13 protein-coding genes and 1 tRNA gene are annotated in these 15,830 nt (G+C 72.9%); 5 read left to right on the forward strand and 9 right to left on the reverse strand.

Annotation, left to right across the window (positions count from 1 at the left end):
• Window positions 1-39: 39 nt before the first annotated feature.
• From pknB to ACFQ8E_RS04840, 7 genes are read right to left on the reverse strand one after another with little or no spacing between them, the layout of a single operon-like run.
• On the reverse strand, window positions 40-2,058 hold the full coding sequence (pknB, locus tag ACFQ8E_RS04810; RefSeq protein WP_430549434.1) for a Stk1 family PASTA domain-containing Ser/Thr kinase: 2,019 nt from the start codon (window positions 2,056-2,058) through the stop codon (window positions 40-42).
• Entirely contained in the window at window positions 2,059-3,606 is a 1,548-nt protein-coding gene (locus ACFQ8E_RS04815; RefSeq protein ID WP_430549435.1) for a protein kinase, read from the reverse strand.
• A complete protein-coding gene (locus ACFQ8E_RS04820) occupies window positions 3,603-5,066 on the reverse strand; it encodes a peptidoglycan D,D-transpeptidase FtsI family protein (RefSeq protein ID WP_430549436.1) in 1,464 nt (487 codons plus the stop codon). The genes ACFQ8E_RS04815 and ACFQ8E_RS04820 overlap by 4 nt, the downstream gene beginning before the upstream one ends.
• A complete protein-coding gene (locus tag ACFQ8E_RS04825; protein WP_430549437.1) occupies window positions 5,063-6,637 on the reverse strand; it encodes an FtsW/RodA/SpoVE family cell cycle protein in 1,575 nt (524 codons plus the stop codon). The genes ACFQ8E_RS04820 and ACFQ8E_RS04825 overlap by 4 nt, the downstream gene beginning before the upstream one ends.
• Window positions 6,634-8,049, reverse strand: coding sequence for a Stp1/IreP family PP2C-type Ser/Thr phosphatase (locus ACFQ8E_RS04830; protein WP_430549438.1), 1,416 nt, complete (start codon window positions 8,047-8,049; stop codon window positions 6,634-6,636). The genes ACFQ8E_RS04825 and ACFQ8E_RS04830 overlap by 4 nt, the downstream gene beginning before the upstream one ends.
• Before the next feature lie 7 nt (window positions 8,050-8,056).
• Window positions 8,057-8,551 (reverse strand): FHA domain-containing protein, encoded by a 495-nt coding sequence (locus ACFQ8E_RS04835; RefSeq protein WP_430549439.1) that lies wholly within the window; start codon window positions 8,549-8,551, stop codon window positions 8,057-8,059.
• 10 nt (window positions 8,552-8,561) lie between these two features.
• Window positions 8,562-9,281, reverse strand: coding sequence for an FhaA domain-containing protein (locus ACFQ8E_RS04840; protein ID WP_430549440.1), 720 nt, complete (start codon window positions 9,279-9,281; stop codon window positions 8,562-8,564).
• A gap of 254 nt (window positions 9,282-9,535) precedes the next feature.
• Between ACFQ8E_RS04840 and ACFQ8E_RS04845 the strand changes: the two genes are divergently transcribed.
• Together ACFQ8E_RS04845 and ACFQ8E_RS04850 are read left to right on the forward strand one after the other, a co-directional pair.
• A tRNA-Leu gene (locus ACFQ8E_RS04845) sits at window positions 9,536-9,619 on the forward strand.
• Between the two features lie 602 nt (window positions 9,620-10,221).
• Complete coding sequence (locus ACFQ8E_RS04850) at window positions 10,222-10,998, forward strand: hypothetical protein (protein ID WP_430549441.1); 777 nt, start codon at window positions 10,222-10,224, stop codon at window positions 10,996-10,998.
• Window positions 10,999-11,321: 323 nt separating this feature from the next.
• On the opposite strand, the gene ACFQ8E_RS04855 is transcribed toward ACFQ8E_RS04850, so the two are convergent.
• The gene (locus ACFQ8E_RS04855) at window positions 11,322-12,293 is read right to left on the reverse strand and encodes a cupin domain-containing protein (protein WP_430549442.1); all 972 of its coding nucleotides are present in this window, start codon (window positions 12,291-12,293) and stop codon (window positions 11,322-11,324) included.
• A 153-nt stretch (window positions 12,294-12,446) separates the two neighbouring features.
• Between ACFQ8E_RS04855 and ACFQ8E_RS04860 the strand changes: the two genes are divergently transcribed.
• Window positions 12,447-13,274: an NAD(P)H-dependent oxidoreductase gene (locus ACFQ8E_RS04860; RefSeq protein WP_430549443.1), complete on the forward strand. Its 828-nt coding sequence runs from the start codon at window positions 12,447-12,449 to the stop codon at window positions 13,272-13,274.
• Between the two features lie 103 nt (window positions 13,275-13,377).
• Window positions 13,378-13,953, forward strand: a complete 576-nt coding sequence (locus tag ACFQ8E_RS04865) for a dihydrofolate reductase family protein (protein WP_430549444.1) — start codon at window positions 13,378-13,380, stop codon at window positions 13,951-13,953.
• 7 nt (window positions 13,954-13,960) lie between these two features.
• Here the strand turns inward: ACFQ8E_RS04865 and ACFQ8E_RS04870 are convergent, their stop codons facing one another.
• Entirely contained in the window at window positions 13,961-14,530 is a 570-nt protein-coding gene (locus ACFQ8E_RS04870; protein WP_430549445.1) for a small multidrug efflux protein, read from the reverse strand.
• Between the two features lie 216 nt (window positions 14,531-14,746).
• Between ACFQ8E_RS04870 and ACFQ8E_RS04875 the strand changes: the two genes are divergently transcribed.
• Window positions 14,747-15,604, forward strand: a complete 858-nt coding sequence (locus tag ACFQ8E_RS04875) for a DUF3800 domain-containing protein (RefSeq protein ID WP_430549446.1) — start codon at window positions 14,747-14,749, stop codon at window positions 15,602-15,604.
• The last annotated feature ends 226 nt before the right edge of the window (window positions 15,605-15,830 follow it).

Here is a 15,830-nt window from a genome sequence, read left to right on the forward strand (position 1 = left end):
CCTTAGTGGATCCGATGCGGCTGGGGAGCTCGACCGGCCCTAGCTGTCGCCGCCGAGGTCGAGACCCGGCAGCCCGCCGGCGTCGTCGGTCTCGTCGTCCGTGGGGTCGCCGGACGGCTCCCCCGTGGGCGTCTCCTCCGCCTCCGGGCCGCTGGACACCACGACGGCGACGTTCGAGCCGACCTCGGCCTCCCCGCCCTCCGGGTCCTGGGAGATCACCGTGCCGTTCGGCACGTCGTCCGAGGGCTCGAAGGTGATCTGCGGGTTCAGGCTCGCGCCGCTGATGGCGGCCTGGGCGTCCGCAGCAGTCTGCCCGACGACGTTCGGCACCGTCGTCATCTCCGGGGCCTTCTCCTTGGCGATGACGATCGAGACCCCGCTGCCCTGCGGGACCGAACCGGACTGCGGGCTCTGGCGGATCACGGTGCCGGCCTTCTCGTCGCTCTCCTCGGTGCTGGTCTCCGAGTTGAGCCCGAGGTTGGTGATCGTCTCCTTGGCCTTGCCCTCGGTCATGCCCACCAGGTTCGGCAGGTCGACCTGACCGGTGGAGACGACGATGTCGACGGCCGATCCTTCGCTGACCGCCTGACCCTCGGCCGGGTCGGACTTGACGACGTGGTCCTTCTCGACGCCCTTGCTGTTCTCCTGCGAGACCTCGCCGAGCGTGAGGTTCAGCTTCTCGAGCTCTGCCTCGGCCTCGTCCTGCGTGAGGCCGGAGAGCTTCGGCACGGCGACGGTGTCCGGGCCGGCGGAGAACGTCACGGTGACGATGGTCCCGCGGTCCACCTCGGCGCCGCCCGCCGGGTTCTGCCCCAGGAAGGTGTTCTCCGGCTCCGTGGACTCGGTGTCCACGGCCTGCTCGTACTCGAGCCCCGCGGCCGTGATCTCCCGCTCCGCCTCGGCGGGCGTGACGTTGGACTTGAGCTCGGGCACGGTGGTCTTGGCCTCGGCGCCGTTCATGACGAGGAACGTGATGATCGCGGCCAGCGCGACGGCGCCGATCGCGATGAGCGTCCACATGAGCCCCTTGCGGCTCTTCTTCTCGTCGTCGGGCTCGCCGTTCGCGCCCTGGACACCGGTGGTGCCCCACTGCGACGTGCTCGCCGGGTCCATCACCTGCGTGCCCTGGGGCTGGCCCATGACCTGCGTCGCCGCGGCGCCGGCCATGGCCGCGCCGATGAGCGGCGCGGTGACGTCGCCCCCGCGCAGCGCGGTCTCGAGGTCCGCGCGGAACTCCGCCGCCGTCGAGTAGCGGGCGTCGCGGTCCTTCGTGAGCGCCTTGAGCACGATGCGGTCGAGCACCTCGGGCACGTCCGAGGCGAGCTCGCTGGGTCGCTGCGGCGCCTGCCCGACGTGCTGGTACGCCACGGCGACCGGGGAGTCGCCCATGAACGGCGGGCGCCCGGTGAGCAGCTCGAACAGCACGCACCCGGTGGAGTACAGGTCGCTGCGGGCGTCCACCGTCTCGCCGCGGGCCTGCTCGGGCGACAGGTACTGGGCCGTGCCGATGACGGCGTGCGTCTGCGTCATGGTCGCGGCGGAGTCCGCCATCGCGCGGGCGATGCCGAAGTCCATCACCTTGACCGCGCCCGTCGGCGTGATCATCACGTTGGCGGGCTTGATGTCGCGGTGCACGATGCCGGCCTGGTGCGAGTACTCGAGCGCGCTGAGGATGCCGGCCGTGATCTCGACGGCCTCCTCGATCGGCACCGCCGCGCCGTCCTGGAGGATGTCGCGGACCGTGTGGCCCTCGACGTACTCCATGACGATGAACGGGACGTGCACGGATGCGCCCTGCGTGTCCGTGTGCGTGTCCTCACCGGTGTCGTACACGGCGACGATGGCGGGGTGGTTCAGCGCGGCGGCCGACTGGGCCTCGCGACGGAACCGTGCCAGGAAGGACGGGTCGCGGGCGAGGTCGGACCGCAGCACCTTGATCGCGACGGTGCGACCCAGGCGCGTGTCGTGCCCGATGTGCACCTCGGCCATGCCGCCGCGGCCGATGAGCTCACCGACCTCGTAGCGGCCGGCGAGTACCCGGGGCGTGTTGTCCACCACTCAGAAGTCCTTCTCGGTCATGGCCGCGCGCGGGGCGCGCGGCGTGTCTCGGAGCATCATCCCAGAGGAGGGAGGGGCAGCCGTGCGGGAGGGGCGGGAGACCGCGAGGGCCGGTCCCACCAGGAGGGCCGCCGCCTGGCCCCCGGCGTCGGCCGCCATGGCCTGCACGATGGTGGCGAGCAGCAGGACGACGAGGAGGCCGAGCAGCGCGAGCAGCGGCCAGGAGAGGCGCCCGAGGGGGCCGAAGCGCTGGCCCGTCGACGTGGACGTCCGGCGCTCCGGCTTCGCCTCGGGCGCGGCGCGGGACGCCGAACGGCTCCGGGTGCCGGTCGGGGCGGTCTTGCGCACCGGGGGACGGCGGGCGTCGTGGGCGCCGGCGCGCACGTCGCGGCGCAGCGGGTAGGCGCGGCCGGCGGCGAGGTCGTCGACGGGCGTCGGCGGGGCCGGCTCGTCGCCGTGGCGCGCCGGCCCGGAGGCCGTCGTGCGCTCGTCGTCGGACGGCGTGACCGACGACCACGCGACCGGCAGCGCGGCCGACGGCGGCGTGGCGGGGCCGGCGGGAGCGTTCGGCCCGGCGGTGCCGGCGTGACCTGAGGGGCCGGCCGGGCCGGCGGGTCGCGGCGTCGTGGGGGCGGCGTGCGCGGGGACGGCGCGGGCGGGTCGGGCGCCCTGGCGGGCGGCGGCGGCGCGCCGCGCGGACCGGGACCGGGCGCCCAGCGGGTCCTCCGCGATCTCGCGGGCGAGCGACTCGAGCTCCCCCGCGAGCGCGGCGGCCGACTCGGGTCGGCGCGACGGGTCCTTCTCGAGCATGCGCCCGATGACGTCCGCGAGACCCGGGTGCACGTGCGTGGGCAGGGGCGGGACCGGGGCGTTGACGTGCGCCACGGCGATGTCGACCGGCGTCGAGCCCGTGAACGGGCGCTTGCCCGCCGTCGCCTCGTACGCGACGACGCCGAGCGCGTACAGGTCGGACGCCGCCGTCGCGGGCTGCCCCACCGCCTGCTCGGGCGACAGGTACTGCGCCGTGCCCATGACCATGCCGGTGGCCGTCATGGGGGCCTGGTTCGCGGCGAGCGAGACGCCGAAGTCGGTGATCTTCACGCTGCCGCCGTGCTCCAGCAGGATGTTGCCGGGCTTGACGTCGCGGTGCACCACCTTGGCCAGGTGCGCGTGGTGCAGGCCCCGCGCCGTGGCGGCGAGGATCGGCAGCAGCTTGCGGGGCGCGACGACGGGCTCGCGCTCCAGCAGGTCGGCCAGCGGCTCGCCCAGCACCAGCTCCATGACGAGGAAGCCGGCGCCGTCCTGCTCGCCGTAGTCGTACATCTGCGCGATGTTCGGGTGCGACAGGGCGGCGCTGTTGCGCGCCTCCGTGCGCAGGCGGCGCAGGAAGTCCTCGTTGCCCGTGTACTCCTCGCGGAGCACCTTCACGGCGACCTCCCGGCCCAGGTAGCCGTCGTCGGCCACCCAGACCTCGCCCATGCCGCCGATGGCGATCCGGCGCGTGAGGCGGTAACGCTCGCCGAGCGCGAGCCCCGTGGACGGCCTCATCCGTTCAGCACCGCTTCCATGACGGCCTTCGCGATCGGCGCGGACACCGAGCCGCCGGTGGCCTGGCCACCGAGCTTGCCGCCGTTCTTGACGACGACGGCCACCGCGACCTGCGGGTCGTCGGCCGGCGCGAACCCGGTGAACCACACGTGCGGCGGCTGGGAGTTGTCGCCGTGCTGGGCGGTGCCGGTCTTGCCGGCCACCTGGACGCCCGGGATCTGGGCGGTGGTGCCCGACCCGGACTCGACGACGCTCTTCATCATGTCGGTGAGCTGGCTCGCGGTCTTGTCCGAGACGGCACGGCCGAGGCTGGTGGGCGACGTCTGGCGGACCACCTCGAGCTGCGGGTCGCGGACCGTGTCGACCGAGTAGGGCTGCATGACCTCGCCGCCGTTCGCGATCGCGGCGGAGACCATGGCGACCTGCATCGGCGTGGCGGCCACGCTGCCCTGGCCGATTCCGGACAGCTCCACCTGCGCGGAGTTCATCTCGTCCGGGTCGGGGTCGTACTGGCTCGCGGCGGTCGAGAACGGGACCTCGTACCTGCTGCCGAACCCGAACTTCTCGGCCTGCTCGTTCATCGCGTCGGCGCCGAGCTCGCCACCGAGACCCAGGAAGGCCGTGTTGCAGGAGATCCGCAGCGCGTCGGCCAGCGTCATCTCCCCCGAGGAGGCGCAGGAGGTGCCCGCGAAGTTCCCGACCTGGGTGCTCGTGCCGGTCAGGGTGTAGGTGGACGGGGCGTCGATCACCGTGTCGGGCGTGTAGTCGCCGCTCTCGAGCGCGGCGGCCGTCGTGACGAGCTTGAACGTCGAGCCCGGGGGCGGGTTCCACGCCGTGGCGCGGTTGACCAGCGGGTCGTCGTCGTCGTTGAGCAGGTCGGTGTACGCCTGGCCTGCCTCCTTGGTGGAGTGCGACGCCAGGTCGTTCGGGTCGAAGGAGGGCTTGGACACCATCGCGAGGACGGCGCCGGTCTTCGGGTCGAGCGCGACGACGGCGCCCTGCTGGTCGCCGAGCGCGTCCCAGGCGGCCTTCTGCGCCTTCGGGTCGATGGTGAGCTCCACCGACGAGCCCTCCGGGTCACGACCGGTGAGCAGGTTCTGCAGCCGGTCCACCCACAGGGCGTCGGCCTGCCCGTTGAGGTAGTCGTTCTCCGCGTGCTCGATCGCCGTCGTGCCGTTGGCCAGCGAGAAGAAGCCGGTCAGCGGCGCGTAGAGCTTGCCGTTCGTGTACTCGCGCTGGTAGCCGAACTCGTCGTCGACGGGCTTGGACAGCGCGACCGCCTCGCCCCCGACGACGATCGGGCCGCGGGCGCGCCCGTACTCGGCGTAGATCGAGCGGATGTTGCGGGTGTCGCTGTTGAGCTCGTCGGCGTGGAAGAACTGGATCCACGTGGTCGACACCATGAGCGCCAGGAACATGACCATGACGACGCTCGCGAGCCGGCGCAGGGTCGTGTTCACAGGTGCTCACCTCCAGTCGTGCCTCGGGGATCGTCGCGTCGGGGGTCCAGCGGCCCGCCGAACGCCTCGGTGGGGTGCGACGGCGTCGACCCGCGCGAGGGCGCGTCCGCGGCGGACCGGCGGACGGGGACGCCGCCACCGGGCGTCGTCCCGTCGTGCGCGCCGACCACGATGGGGTCGTGCATGGCGCCGCCCTGCGCGACCGTGCCGCGCATCGGCAGCGCCGACGGGCGCCGGGCGTTGTCGGAGATCCGCAGCAGCAGCGCGATGACGATCCAGTTGGCGAGCAGCGACGACCCGCCCTGCGCCATGAACGGCAGCGTCAGGCCGGTGAGCGGGATGATCCGCGTGATGCCGCCGACGACGACGAAGAGCTGCAGCGCCATGACGAACGCGAGGCCGCCGGCCAGCAGCTTGCCGAAGCCGTCGCGCACCGCGATCGCCGTGCGCAGGCCGCGCTGCACGATGAGCAGGTACGCCAGCAGGATGGCGAGCAGGCCGGTGAGACCGAGCTCCTCGCCCAGCGAGGAGTAGATGAAGTCGGAGAAGGCGTACGGCACGAGGTACGGGTAGCCCTCGCCCCAGCCGGTGCCGAACAGGCCCCCCGCGGCGAGCGCGAACGTGCCCTGCACGATCTGGTACGACCCGCCGACCGCGTTGTACAGCTCGTTGTCGAACGGGTGCAGCCAGACGTCCATGCGGGCGCCGACGTGCGGGAACACGCTCGCGGCGACGAGCGCGCCCGCCGCGAACAGCACGAGGCCGATGAGCACCCAGCTGAACCGCTCGGTGGCGAGGTACAGCATCGCGACGAACAGCCCGAAGAACAGCAGCGAGGTGCCCAGGTCGCGCTCGAAGACGAGGACGGCCAGCGACGCGGCCCACACGATGATGATCGGGCCGAGGTCGCGGATGCGCGGCAGCTGCAGGCCGAGCACCTTCTTGCCCGCCAGGGCCAGGGTGTCGCGGTTGGTCACGAGGTAGCCGGCGAAGAAGATCGCGAACGCGATCTTCGCGAACTCGGCGGGCTGCAGGGAGAAGCCGGCGATGTTCACCCAGATGCGGGCGCCGTTGATCTCGCGCCCGATGACGGGCAGCAGCGGCAGGACGACGAGCCCCAGGCCCACCAGCATCGCCGTGTAGGTGAGGCGGCGGATCCAGCGGTGGTCGCGCAGGAACCAGACGAGGAGGATCGCGATGACCGCGCCGAGCGCGGTGTACATCATCTGCGACCAGGCGTCGGCGCCCTTCGTGCCCGCGAGCTCCAGCCGCAGGATCATGGCCAGGCCGAGCCCGTTGAGCAGCACGACCGCGGGCAGGATCACCTGGTCGGCCCACGGCGCGCGGAGGCGCAGCACGATGTGCGCGGCTGCGGCGATGCCCACCAGGAGCAGGCTGACGGCCCAGAAGTCGCCGGGCAGCTCGCCCGTGACGCTGCGGCCGACCATCGCGAACGCGCTGATGCCCGCGGTCAGGGCGAGGATCAGCAGGAACAGCTCGGCCAGGCGTGCGGGACGGCGTTCGGTGGGCTCGACCGTGCGCCCGGCGGGGGTCTCGACGGCGGCGCTCACCCCTTCGACCCCCCGTCGGCCTTGCTGTCGGCGCTGTCGGTCGTGCCCGCCGCCTGCTCGGAGTCGGCGGGCTGCTTCGAGGGCTTCGAGGTCGCCGTGCTCTTCGAGGGGGACGGCGTGCTCGACGGGGTCGCGGAGGGGGTGGGGGACAGGGTCGGCTCGGGGGCGGCCTCGGTGATGAGCCGGTCCGCTCGCTCGCGAGCCTCGGCCTCGGACGACGCCCGGATGGACCCGTCGAGGCGATCCGCCCAGTAGTCCGGCAGGTCGGAGACCGGGGTGCCGGTGAGCTCCACCGGGGTGGAGAGGGTGAGGGGGCCGGCGCTGGCCGGGATGCCCTGGAAGACGGCGACCTCGCCGTCGGCGACGCCGACGTAGTACTGCTGCTGCGTCCAGCCGTACGCGCGCCACAGGCCGTACCCGAGTCCGCCGAGCACCACGAGCACCACGAGCACCGTGATCCAGGGCCGGCGCTTGCGGGCGGGCCGGGCGTCGTCGTCGTCCTCGGGGTCGTCCGCGTCGTCGTCGGCGGCGTCCTGCTCGGTGGGCACGGGGTCGTCGGCCGGGTCCTCGACCGGGTTCTGGAGGACCGCGGGGAGCTCGCCCGTCGCGGCCGCGCCCACGACCTGCGGCACGGTCGCGCCCTCGACTGGGGCCGACGCCGCGTCCTCGGTCGCGGGGGCGTCGCCGTCCTCCACGACGTCGGCGACGACGACGGTGATGTTGTCGGTGCTGCCCGCCGTCATGGACAGCGTGATCAGCAGGTCGGCCGCCTCGTCGGGCGCCGAGGTCTCGGTGAGCACCTCGGTGATCTGCTCGGGCGAGACGAACCCGGACAGCCCGTCCGAGCAGAGCAGCCACCGGTCGCCGGCGCGCGCCTCGCGCACCGACATGTCGGGCGTGAGGTCGACGTCGAAGTCGCCCAGCACCCGCATGACGACGTTGCGTTGCGGGTGGTGCTCCGCCTCCTCGGGCGAGATGCGGCCGGTGTCCACCAGGTGCTGCACGAACGTGTGGTCCACCGTGACCTGCGTCAGGCGGCCCTCGCGCAGCAGATAGGCGCGCGAGTCGCCGAGGTGCGCCATCACCAGGGTGGTGCCGGTGTGCAGGAGGGCGGTGACGGTGGTGCCCATGCCGACCAGCTCGGGGTCGGCGTCGCTGACCCGGACCAGGTCCTGCCGGGCACGCTCCACGGTCTGCTCGAGGTCGGTCAGCGCCTCCTCGGGGCCGTGCTCCGTGCGGTCGAGCGGCGCGAGGGCGGCGATCGCGAGCCGCGACGCGACGTCGCCGCCCGCGTGCCCGCCCATGCCGTCGGCGACGGCCAGCAGGTGCGGCCCGGCGTACGCGGAGTCCTGGTTGTTGGACCGCACGAGCCCGACGTCGGACCGCGCGGCGTAGCGCAGGGTGAGGGTCACGGAGCGGTCACCCCTGGAGCTCGACGACGGACTGGCCGATCCGGACGCCGACACCCGGCGCCAGCGGCTGCGGTCCCGACACCTGGGTGTCCCCGATGAAGGTGCCGTTCGTCGATCCGAGGTCCTCCACGTACCACTGGTCACCCTGCGGGAAGATGCGGGCGTGCCGCGACGACGAGTAGTCGTCGTCGAGCACGAGGGTGCAGCCCGGCGACCGCCCGATGAGGATCGACGCCGAGGACAGCGGGAGGGTGGTGCCGGTCAGCGGGCCGGTCGTCACGACCAGGCGCGTGGGACCGGAGCGCCGGGCGGGCGCGGGCGCGGCGGCGGCGGGAGCACCGGCGGCCGGTGCCGACTCGGCACGACGGCGCTCGGCCTTGGAGGCTCGCGGGGCGCCGCGCGGCGCCAGGTCGCGGCGCAGCACCGCGATCGCGGAGAGCACGAACACCCAGAGCAGCACCAGGTAGCCCAGCCGCAGCAGGGTGATCGTCAGCTCACTCATCCTGGGGGGATCACCAGCCTTCGGTCTGCTGGCCCGAGGCGCTGCCGGTCCAGAACATGATGCGGGTACGGCCGATGGTCAGGGTGTTGCCGTCCAGCAGGGTGGCGGCGGGCACCTGGTGGCCCTCGACGAACAGGCCGTTCGTGGAGCCGAGGTCGGTCGCGACGACACCCTCCGGCGTCACGCGGATCTCCAGGTGGCGGCGCGAGACACCCGGGTCGTCGACCACGATGTCGGCCTCGGCGTCGCGGCCGATGACCGTCACCGGGCCGGTGAGCAGGTAGCGCTGGCCGTCGATGTCGATGAGGGGGTGGCGGGTGGACGGCGCCGCCGACGTGGCGGGGGCGACGTTGCCGCGCACGGTCGCGGAGCGGAGCTGGAAGCGGCCGCCCGGCAGGTCCTCGTGCTCCTCGAACGACACGCTGACCGGGCCCACGAAGGCGTAGTGCTGCGAGGCGGCGTACTCGGTGAGGTTCGTGGCCAGCTCGTCGGCCATCGTCTCCGCGCCCCAGGCGTCGATCTGCGAGAAGTCCGCGGACGACAGCTCGATCGTGAACTCGTTCGGCACGACCGTGCGGTCGCGCCCGACGACGGCAGCGCGGTCGTCGATCTCGCGCCGCAGGCGGCTCGCCAGCTCGACCGGCTTGATCTCGCTGTTGCGACCCACCTTCGCGAACGCGTTGTTCATCACGCGCTCCACGCCTTTCTCGAAGCGATCCAGGGCGCCCATGCCACCTCCTCCCATTGGCCCGACACGTCCGCGGGCAGACTATCTAGATCGTAGGCAGCGCCGCAGCACCACTCCTCCGCGCGGTGTGGATTTCCTGCGAACGCTCGGCGCAGAAGCGGAACCGGCAGGTCACGGCGCGGTGACGGCCGCCACGCTCACCGCCAGCGGCGGGTCCGGGCCGTTCCCGGGGTGCGCGGACCCCTCAGCAGGGGATTGGGGAGCACCCCCGGCGCCGTGCTAATCTTCTGCGGCACGCGCGAGTGGCGGAATAGGCAGACGCGCACGGTTCAGGTCCGTGTGCCCGAGAGGGCGTGGGGGTTCAACTCCCCCCTCGCGCACGTGAGGAGGGTTTCGGCTTCAGGGCCGGAACGCCTTCGGAAAGTCCCGGTCAGGTTCTCCTGGCCGGGACTTTCTGCGTTCCGGGAGGTCTGATCCGGCTGTGGGTGACGGCGCGAGCCCTCTCCTGGTCTCGAGCCTGGTCAAGCGGACTCGTCCCACCCGCCGAGCTCCGACGACAACCACGACCGCCACCACACCGCCCCGGCCACCGTCGATCCTCGCTGGCGAGGGGCCTCCCCGTGAGGACGGAGAAGCGACGCCTCATGCCTACCGATCGGTGAGGAGCGGGTGGCTGTCTGGCCGGGGTCTCTGCGCACCTGCGGAGGCGGCCGAGCGTGGGCCGGGCGGGTGAAATCTCCGGGCCTCGGAGGACCGCCGCGTGCCGCGCGGGAGGGCGGGCCGAGAGGCGACGGCCGCCCGGTCAGCCCCCGTGAGGCCCGGCATCCCGGGCCTGCGCGACCTGTCGCCCCGCCGGCGAGGCCGCTCGCCGGTATCCGCTACCGCAGGTTCTGGGCGGTCCGGGCGGTGGTTTCGGCGGGCACATATCACGGGCACCTGAATAGGATCCGCGCGGCTCATCTCTCCCCTCGAAAGGGTCCCCATGCGCATCCTGTCCAAGCTCGCGGTCACTACGGTGGCGGCGGCCTCGCTCTTGCTCGGCACCGCCGTCGCTCCCGCGACCGCAGCCGCCGCCCCGGCGATCGACGTGACCTCGATCAAGGTCACGCCCTCCAACGGCAGCACCGGGACCAACTCCGCGACGAAGTACTACGACGTCCACACGAGCGTGAAGCTCGGCAACCTCAGCGGCTACGGCCAGTACTGGTGGGCCGACATCTCCGCCGACGTCTACCGCGGCAGCACCCGCGTCGCGAAGAACCTCGACCTGGGCTCGGTCGCCTCGCAGAACTACAAGAGCCTGGACACCTACATCGCCGCGAAGTCGTCCTGGGGCCGCGGCACCTTCAAGGTGAAGAACGTGCGCGTGGTGGTCGACACCGACTACAACTCGACCACGCCGGACGTCACGCTCAAGGACGCCTCGTACTCCCGCGGCACCTTCATGATGAAGTCCTCGATCGACGGCAAGCTCAAGTACGGCAACGTCGTCCGGGTGACCTCGAGCGGCAGCCACAAGACCGTCAAGATCGGCCTGAAGAGGTACACCCCGTCCGGCTGGCACTCGTACTCGTACGCCAAGGTGAAGGTGCAGTACAAGAACTCCACCGGCTGGCACACGCGCAAGACGCTCACCCTGGACAAGTACGGCCTGAAGACCTACAAGTTCACGGCCTCGCACAAGTACAACTACCGCGTCACGATCGCTCCGACCACGACCAACGGGGGCGGCACGACCACCGCGACCCCGAAGGTCTGACGCGTCGCACCACGCAGCAAGGGCCTCCGGCCCGGGGACGTCCCTTTCCACGTCCCCGGGCCGGAGGCCCTTCTCGCACCGAGATCAGCCCCTCCGCGCGACGTCGCCCGGATCGCGGCCGCCCCCATCGCCTGGCTCCAGCAACGCCCCTGACCAGTACTTCCGAACAAGCCCTGGCTGACCCTCGCCACTGAAGAGCGGCGTCCGCCCCAGCCAGGAAACCGTCGCGGAGAGGCCGGTGTGCCTGCGGGCCGCAGCCGGGTGTACCCGGAGGCCACCATGGACGGGCCTCGCTGCGTTGGGGACGGTGCGGCCCGGCCGGCTCACGACGCCACGGGCTGCTCGGTGCCGTGCCGGGCCTGGGAGCGGTACCGGCTCGGGCGCACGCCGTACTCCCGGGTGAACGCGGCGCTGAGGGCGTAGGCGTTGGAGTAGCCGACCTGACGGGCGATGGACTCGAGGGTGTCGTCGCGCTCCTGCAGGAGGTCCGCCGCCAGGCACAGCCTCCAGCCCGCGAGGTAGGAGATGGGCGGCTCCCCCATCGCCTCGGTGAAGCGGCGGGCGAAGGTCGCCCGCGAGACGCGGGCCCGGCGCGCCAGCGCCTCGACGGTCCACGCGCGCGACGGGTCGGCGTGCAGAGCCCTGAGCGCCGGGCCGACCACCGGGTCTCCGGCGGCCCCGTACCAGGCGGGGGCGGCGGCCTGGGGCAGGGCGAACCAGTCCCGCAGGGCCCCGATCAGCAGGATGTCCAGGAGCCGGTCGAGCACGGCCTGCTGGCCGGGCTCCTGCCGATCGAGCTCGCTCTCGAGCAGGTCCAGCGTGCGGGCGCTCTGCTGCGCGCGGGGCACCACGAGCACGGGCGGCAGCGCACCGACCAGGCGCTCGGCGATGCGGCCCGAGGTGCGGAACGACCCGGCCAGCAGCGCGTGCTCGGCCACCAGGGGCGACGTGCCGCCCGCCTCACCGTGGCCGAGACGTTCCTGCTCGAGGAGCTGCCCGGACGCGTCGTCGCGGACGCCCTCCGCGGTCAGGGCGCAGATGGGGTGACCGCCGCCCTCGCGGTCGCTGGCCAGGAGGGCACTGCCCTGCCCGGTGAGCACCGCGAGGTCCCGGGTGCCCAGGTGGACCGGGTCGGCGTCGTCGTGCAGGACCCACCCGTCACCCCGGAGCATCGCCACGAGCGTGATCGTGGGGCCCGCCTCGACGCAGACCGACCACGGCGCGGTGAGCACGTCCTGCCCGATGAGGGAGCCCGAGGCGCGGAGGTTGTCGAGCACTTCCGTCAGGGTGTCCACCCTCACGAGGTTAGACGACGACGTATCTGGTCCAGCGTTCCAACCATTCTCCGTCTCACGGGCGAGGGGTGGACTCGTCTCGTACCCGAGGAGCCCGGCCCCGCACGACGCACCGGGCGAGGCTCCGATCCGCTCCCACCCCTGGAGGTCACGATGTCCGTCGACCAGACGCCCACCCCCGGCTCCGCGCTGTGGGTCCTCGCGCACCCGCGCCGCAGCTCCCTCAACGGCCACCTGTACCGCGCCGGCGTCGAGGCGTTGTCCCGGGACCACGACGTCGCGACGTCGGACCTCTACGAGCTGGGCTTCGACCCCGTGCTCGGTGCGAGGGACCTGGGCGAGCTCGCGGACCGGCCCGGCAACCTGGCCACGCTGGCCGGGGAGGCCTACGCCCGCGGCCAGACCGCCCCGGACGTGCGGGCGGAGCACGAGAAGGTCGCTCGCGCGGAGCTGCTCGTGCTCCAGTTCCCGCTGTGGTGGTACGGGCCGCCGGCGATCCTCAAGGGTTGGCTGGACCGCACCTTCACGGAGGGCTTCGCCTACGACAACGGCCTCGACCCGGTGCTCGGGCTGCCGCGACGGTACGGCGACGGCGGGCTCACGCGGCGCAAGGCGCTCATCGTGGTGACCGTCGGCGAGGACGAGCGCACGCTGGGACCCCGGGGTGTCAGCGGCGACCTCGACTCCCTGCTCTTCCCGCTCACCCACGGCGCGCTCTGGTACGTCGGGATCGAGGCCCTCGACCTGCACGTCGTGCACGACGCCGACTCCCTGGACGCCGCCGCGGCGGACCGCGAGGCGCAGCGGCTGCGTGCGCGGCTCGCGGGGATCGGCACCGAGCGCGGCCGGCCGTTCCGCCGCCTGCGCGACGGCGACTACCCGTCGGACCTCCGGGCGCTGCACCCGGACCTGCTGCCCGGCCGCACCGACCTCGGTATCCATCGTGCTGAGGCGCCGGGGAGCCTCGGGCTGCCTGCCTGACGCCGCACCGGTCGCAGGCGGTTCGCGCGACGATGTCGATCCGGGCCGCGGCCGTTCGACCTCGGAGTGACAGCAGTGAAGGCCACACGACAGGAGCGGGACCATGGCACGAGAGCTCGTCTACACCGGATTCATCACCCTCGACGGCTCGGTCGACTCTCCGGGCGGGACGGCCGAGGGCCACCCCGGGGGCGGGTGGGTGTTCGACACCGAGTTCCTCCCCGAGGCGTACGCGCTCAAGGGCGAGGAGCTCGAGGAGACGACGGCCCTGATGTTCGGTCGTCGCAGCTACGAGGCGTTCTCGGCGGTCTGGCCCGGCTCCGACGACCACGCGGCGTACCGGGACCTCCCGAAGTTCGTCGTGTCGTCGACGCTCGACGACGACGCCCTCGTCGACGGCTGGGGTCCGACGACGATCCTGCGCGGCACGCAGGACGTCGCCGCCCTCAAGCGGACCGACGGCGGCCCGATCTTCATCCACGGCAGCGCGGAGCTCGCGCTGCGGCTGGGCGAGGCCGGCCTCGTCGACCGCTACAACCTGCTGGTGTTCCCGTACCTGCTCCCCGGGGGGAAGACGATCTTCGGCACGAAGGGCGCGGACCGCCGCGCCCTGTCGTTGCGGGAGTCGGCCGCGTACGCGAACGGCGTGGTCAAGCTCGTCTACGACGTCGTGCGCTGACGGCGTCTCAGGCAGCCGTTCCGGAGACGAGGTTCAGCAGCCGGCTGGCGACGAAGGCGGTGACCGTGGTCCAGCCGACGATCGCCACCGCCTGCCAGACGAGCACGCGCGCCTTGCCGACGCCGGACGCCACCAGCATCGAGGCCGTGAAGTGGGTGGGCAGCAGCAGCGGGCCGAGGAGGCTGACGCCGGGGACGCCGTAGCGCTCGTAGGCGCGCTGGAACTTCGCGCGGCGCGCGTCGCGGCGGTCCTCCGCCGGTGCGAGCGCGCCCTGGCCGCCCGGCGCGGGACCGGAGCCCACCGGGACGGGGCTGCTCTGCCGGGCCTTCGCCCGGCGGCGGTTCACGACCGCGTCACGGGCGCCGGCGCTGGCGAGCACGACGGCGGTGACGGCGAGGAAGTTGCCGAGCATCGCGGCGACGGCCGCGACCGCGGGGTGGATCCCGCCGATGATGCCGATGGTCGCGCCGCCCTCCCCCTCGATGAAGGGGACCATGGCCGCGACCGCGACGATCAGGGGCTGGACCAGGTCGGGTACCTGGGCGACCAGGTCCTGGAAGGTGTCGACGAGATTCACGAGGTGCTCCGGGGGTGTCGGGGGCGTGTCGGACGATGCACCCAGTCCACCCGCGAGCGAGAAGGCTCGGTAGTGCCCGGAGTCACCGGTTCCCGTGCCGATCGCACGCCTCGGCCGTGACATCTGTCATGGGGTCGGCCGGCAGGGACGGGGAGACGGCAGGTCCGTCCCCGGAATGCGGTGGTGGTGGGCGAGCGGCCGCGCCACGATGACGTCATGTCCGGGCCGGTCGCCATCGTGGAGATCGCGTGCGACGAGTCGGGCTTCACCGGGACGAACCTGCTGGACCCGGCGTCGCCGGTGATCGCGCACGCGGGGGTCGACCTCACCCGCGACGAGGCGGCGGCCGTGCTCGGCACGCTGCGGTCGCGGTTCAACCATCGCCGGACGACGGAGCACAAGGCCCACCTGCTGCTGCGGCCCGGGCAGCCGGAGGCGGTGGCGTGGTTCCTGGCGGAGCTCGCGGGACGCTCGACGGTGCACGTCGTCGACAAGCGCGACCACGTCGCGGGGCGGGTGCTCGACCTGCTCACGGGCGAGCCGTCGTACGTCGACGGGACGCGCCTCGGTCACGACCGCGTCGGCGCGGTCGCCGTCCTGCGGGAGCGGGCCGACGTCCTCGCCGCGTTCGTCGCGATGACCCACCTCAAGCACCGGCGCCGGCCGGACCGCGCCGCCGTCGACCGGTTCCTCGCCCTGGTCCCGGGCGTGGTGGCCGACGGGGTGCCGGAGCTGGCCGGCGTGGCCCGGCGCGACGTCGTGGCGGTCCTGGACCGGCTGCTCGACGGCGATCCCGCCGTCCCGCCCCCGCTCGAGCCGCTGGTGCCGGCGCTGGCCGAGACGGTGCTGCGGTGGAGCGACGGCCGCCGCTCGGTCGTCGTCGTGCACGACGAGCAGAGCGCGCTGACGCGGCAGCGCACCGCCGTCCTGGCCGCGACCCTCGCCGCGGCGGTCTCGCCCGCACCGCCGCCGCTCCTCGGGGTGCGGCAGGTGGACTCCCGCCGCGATCCGCGCGTGCAGGTGGCCGACCTCCTGGCCGGGTGGGCGCGGAGCTCTGCGGAGCCCGCCGCCTGACGTCCGGCGGTCCCGTCAACACGCGTCGATCCGCGGACCGGGTGAAATTGGGGGTTGCGCTCCGGGAAACCGGTCCCCTACGGTCAAGAAACCGGTTGCTGTGATCTGTTCGTAACCAATGTGGGTTCGGACAGCGGTCGTTCCGCCGAGCGGAGCGGCCCCGGCACCGGCTGCAGGTCCCGCGTTCGACGACGAAGGTGAGGCAGCAACGATGAGACGGCACGCG

Source organism: Isoptericola sp. NPDC056573 (assembly GCF_042793335.1).
In the GTDB taxonomy this organism is placed as follows: domain Bacteria; phylum Actinomycetota; class Actinomycetes; order Actinomycetales; family Cellulomonadaceae; genus Isoptericola.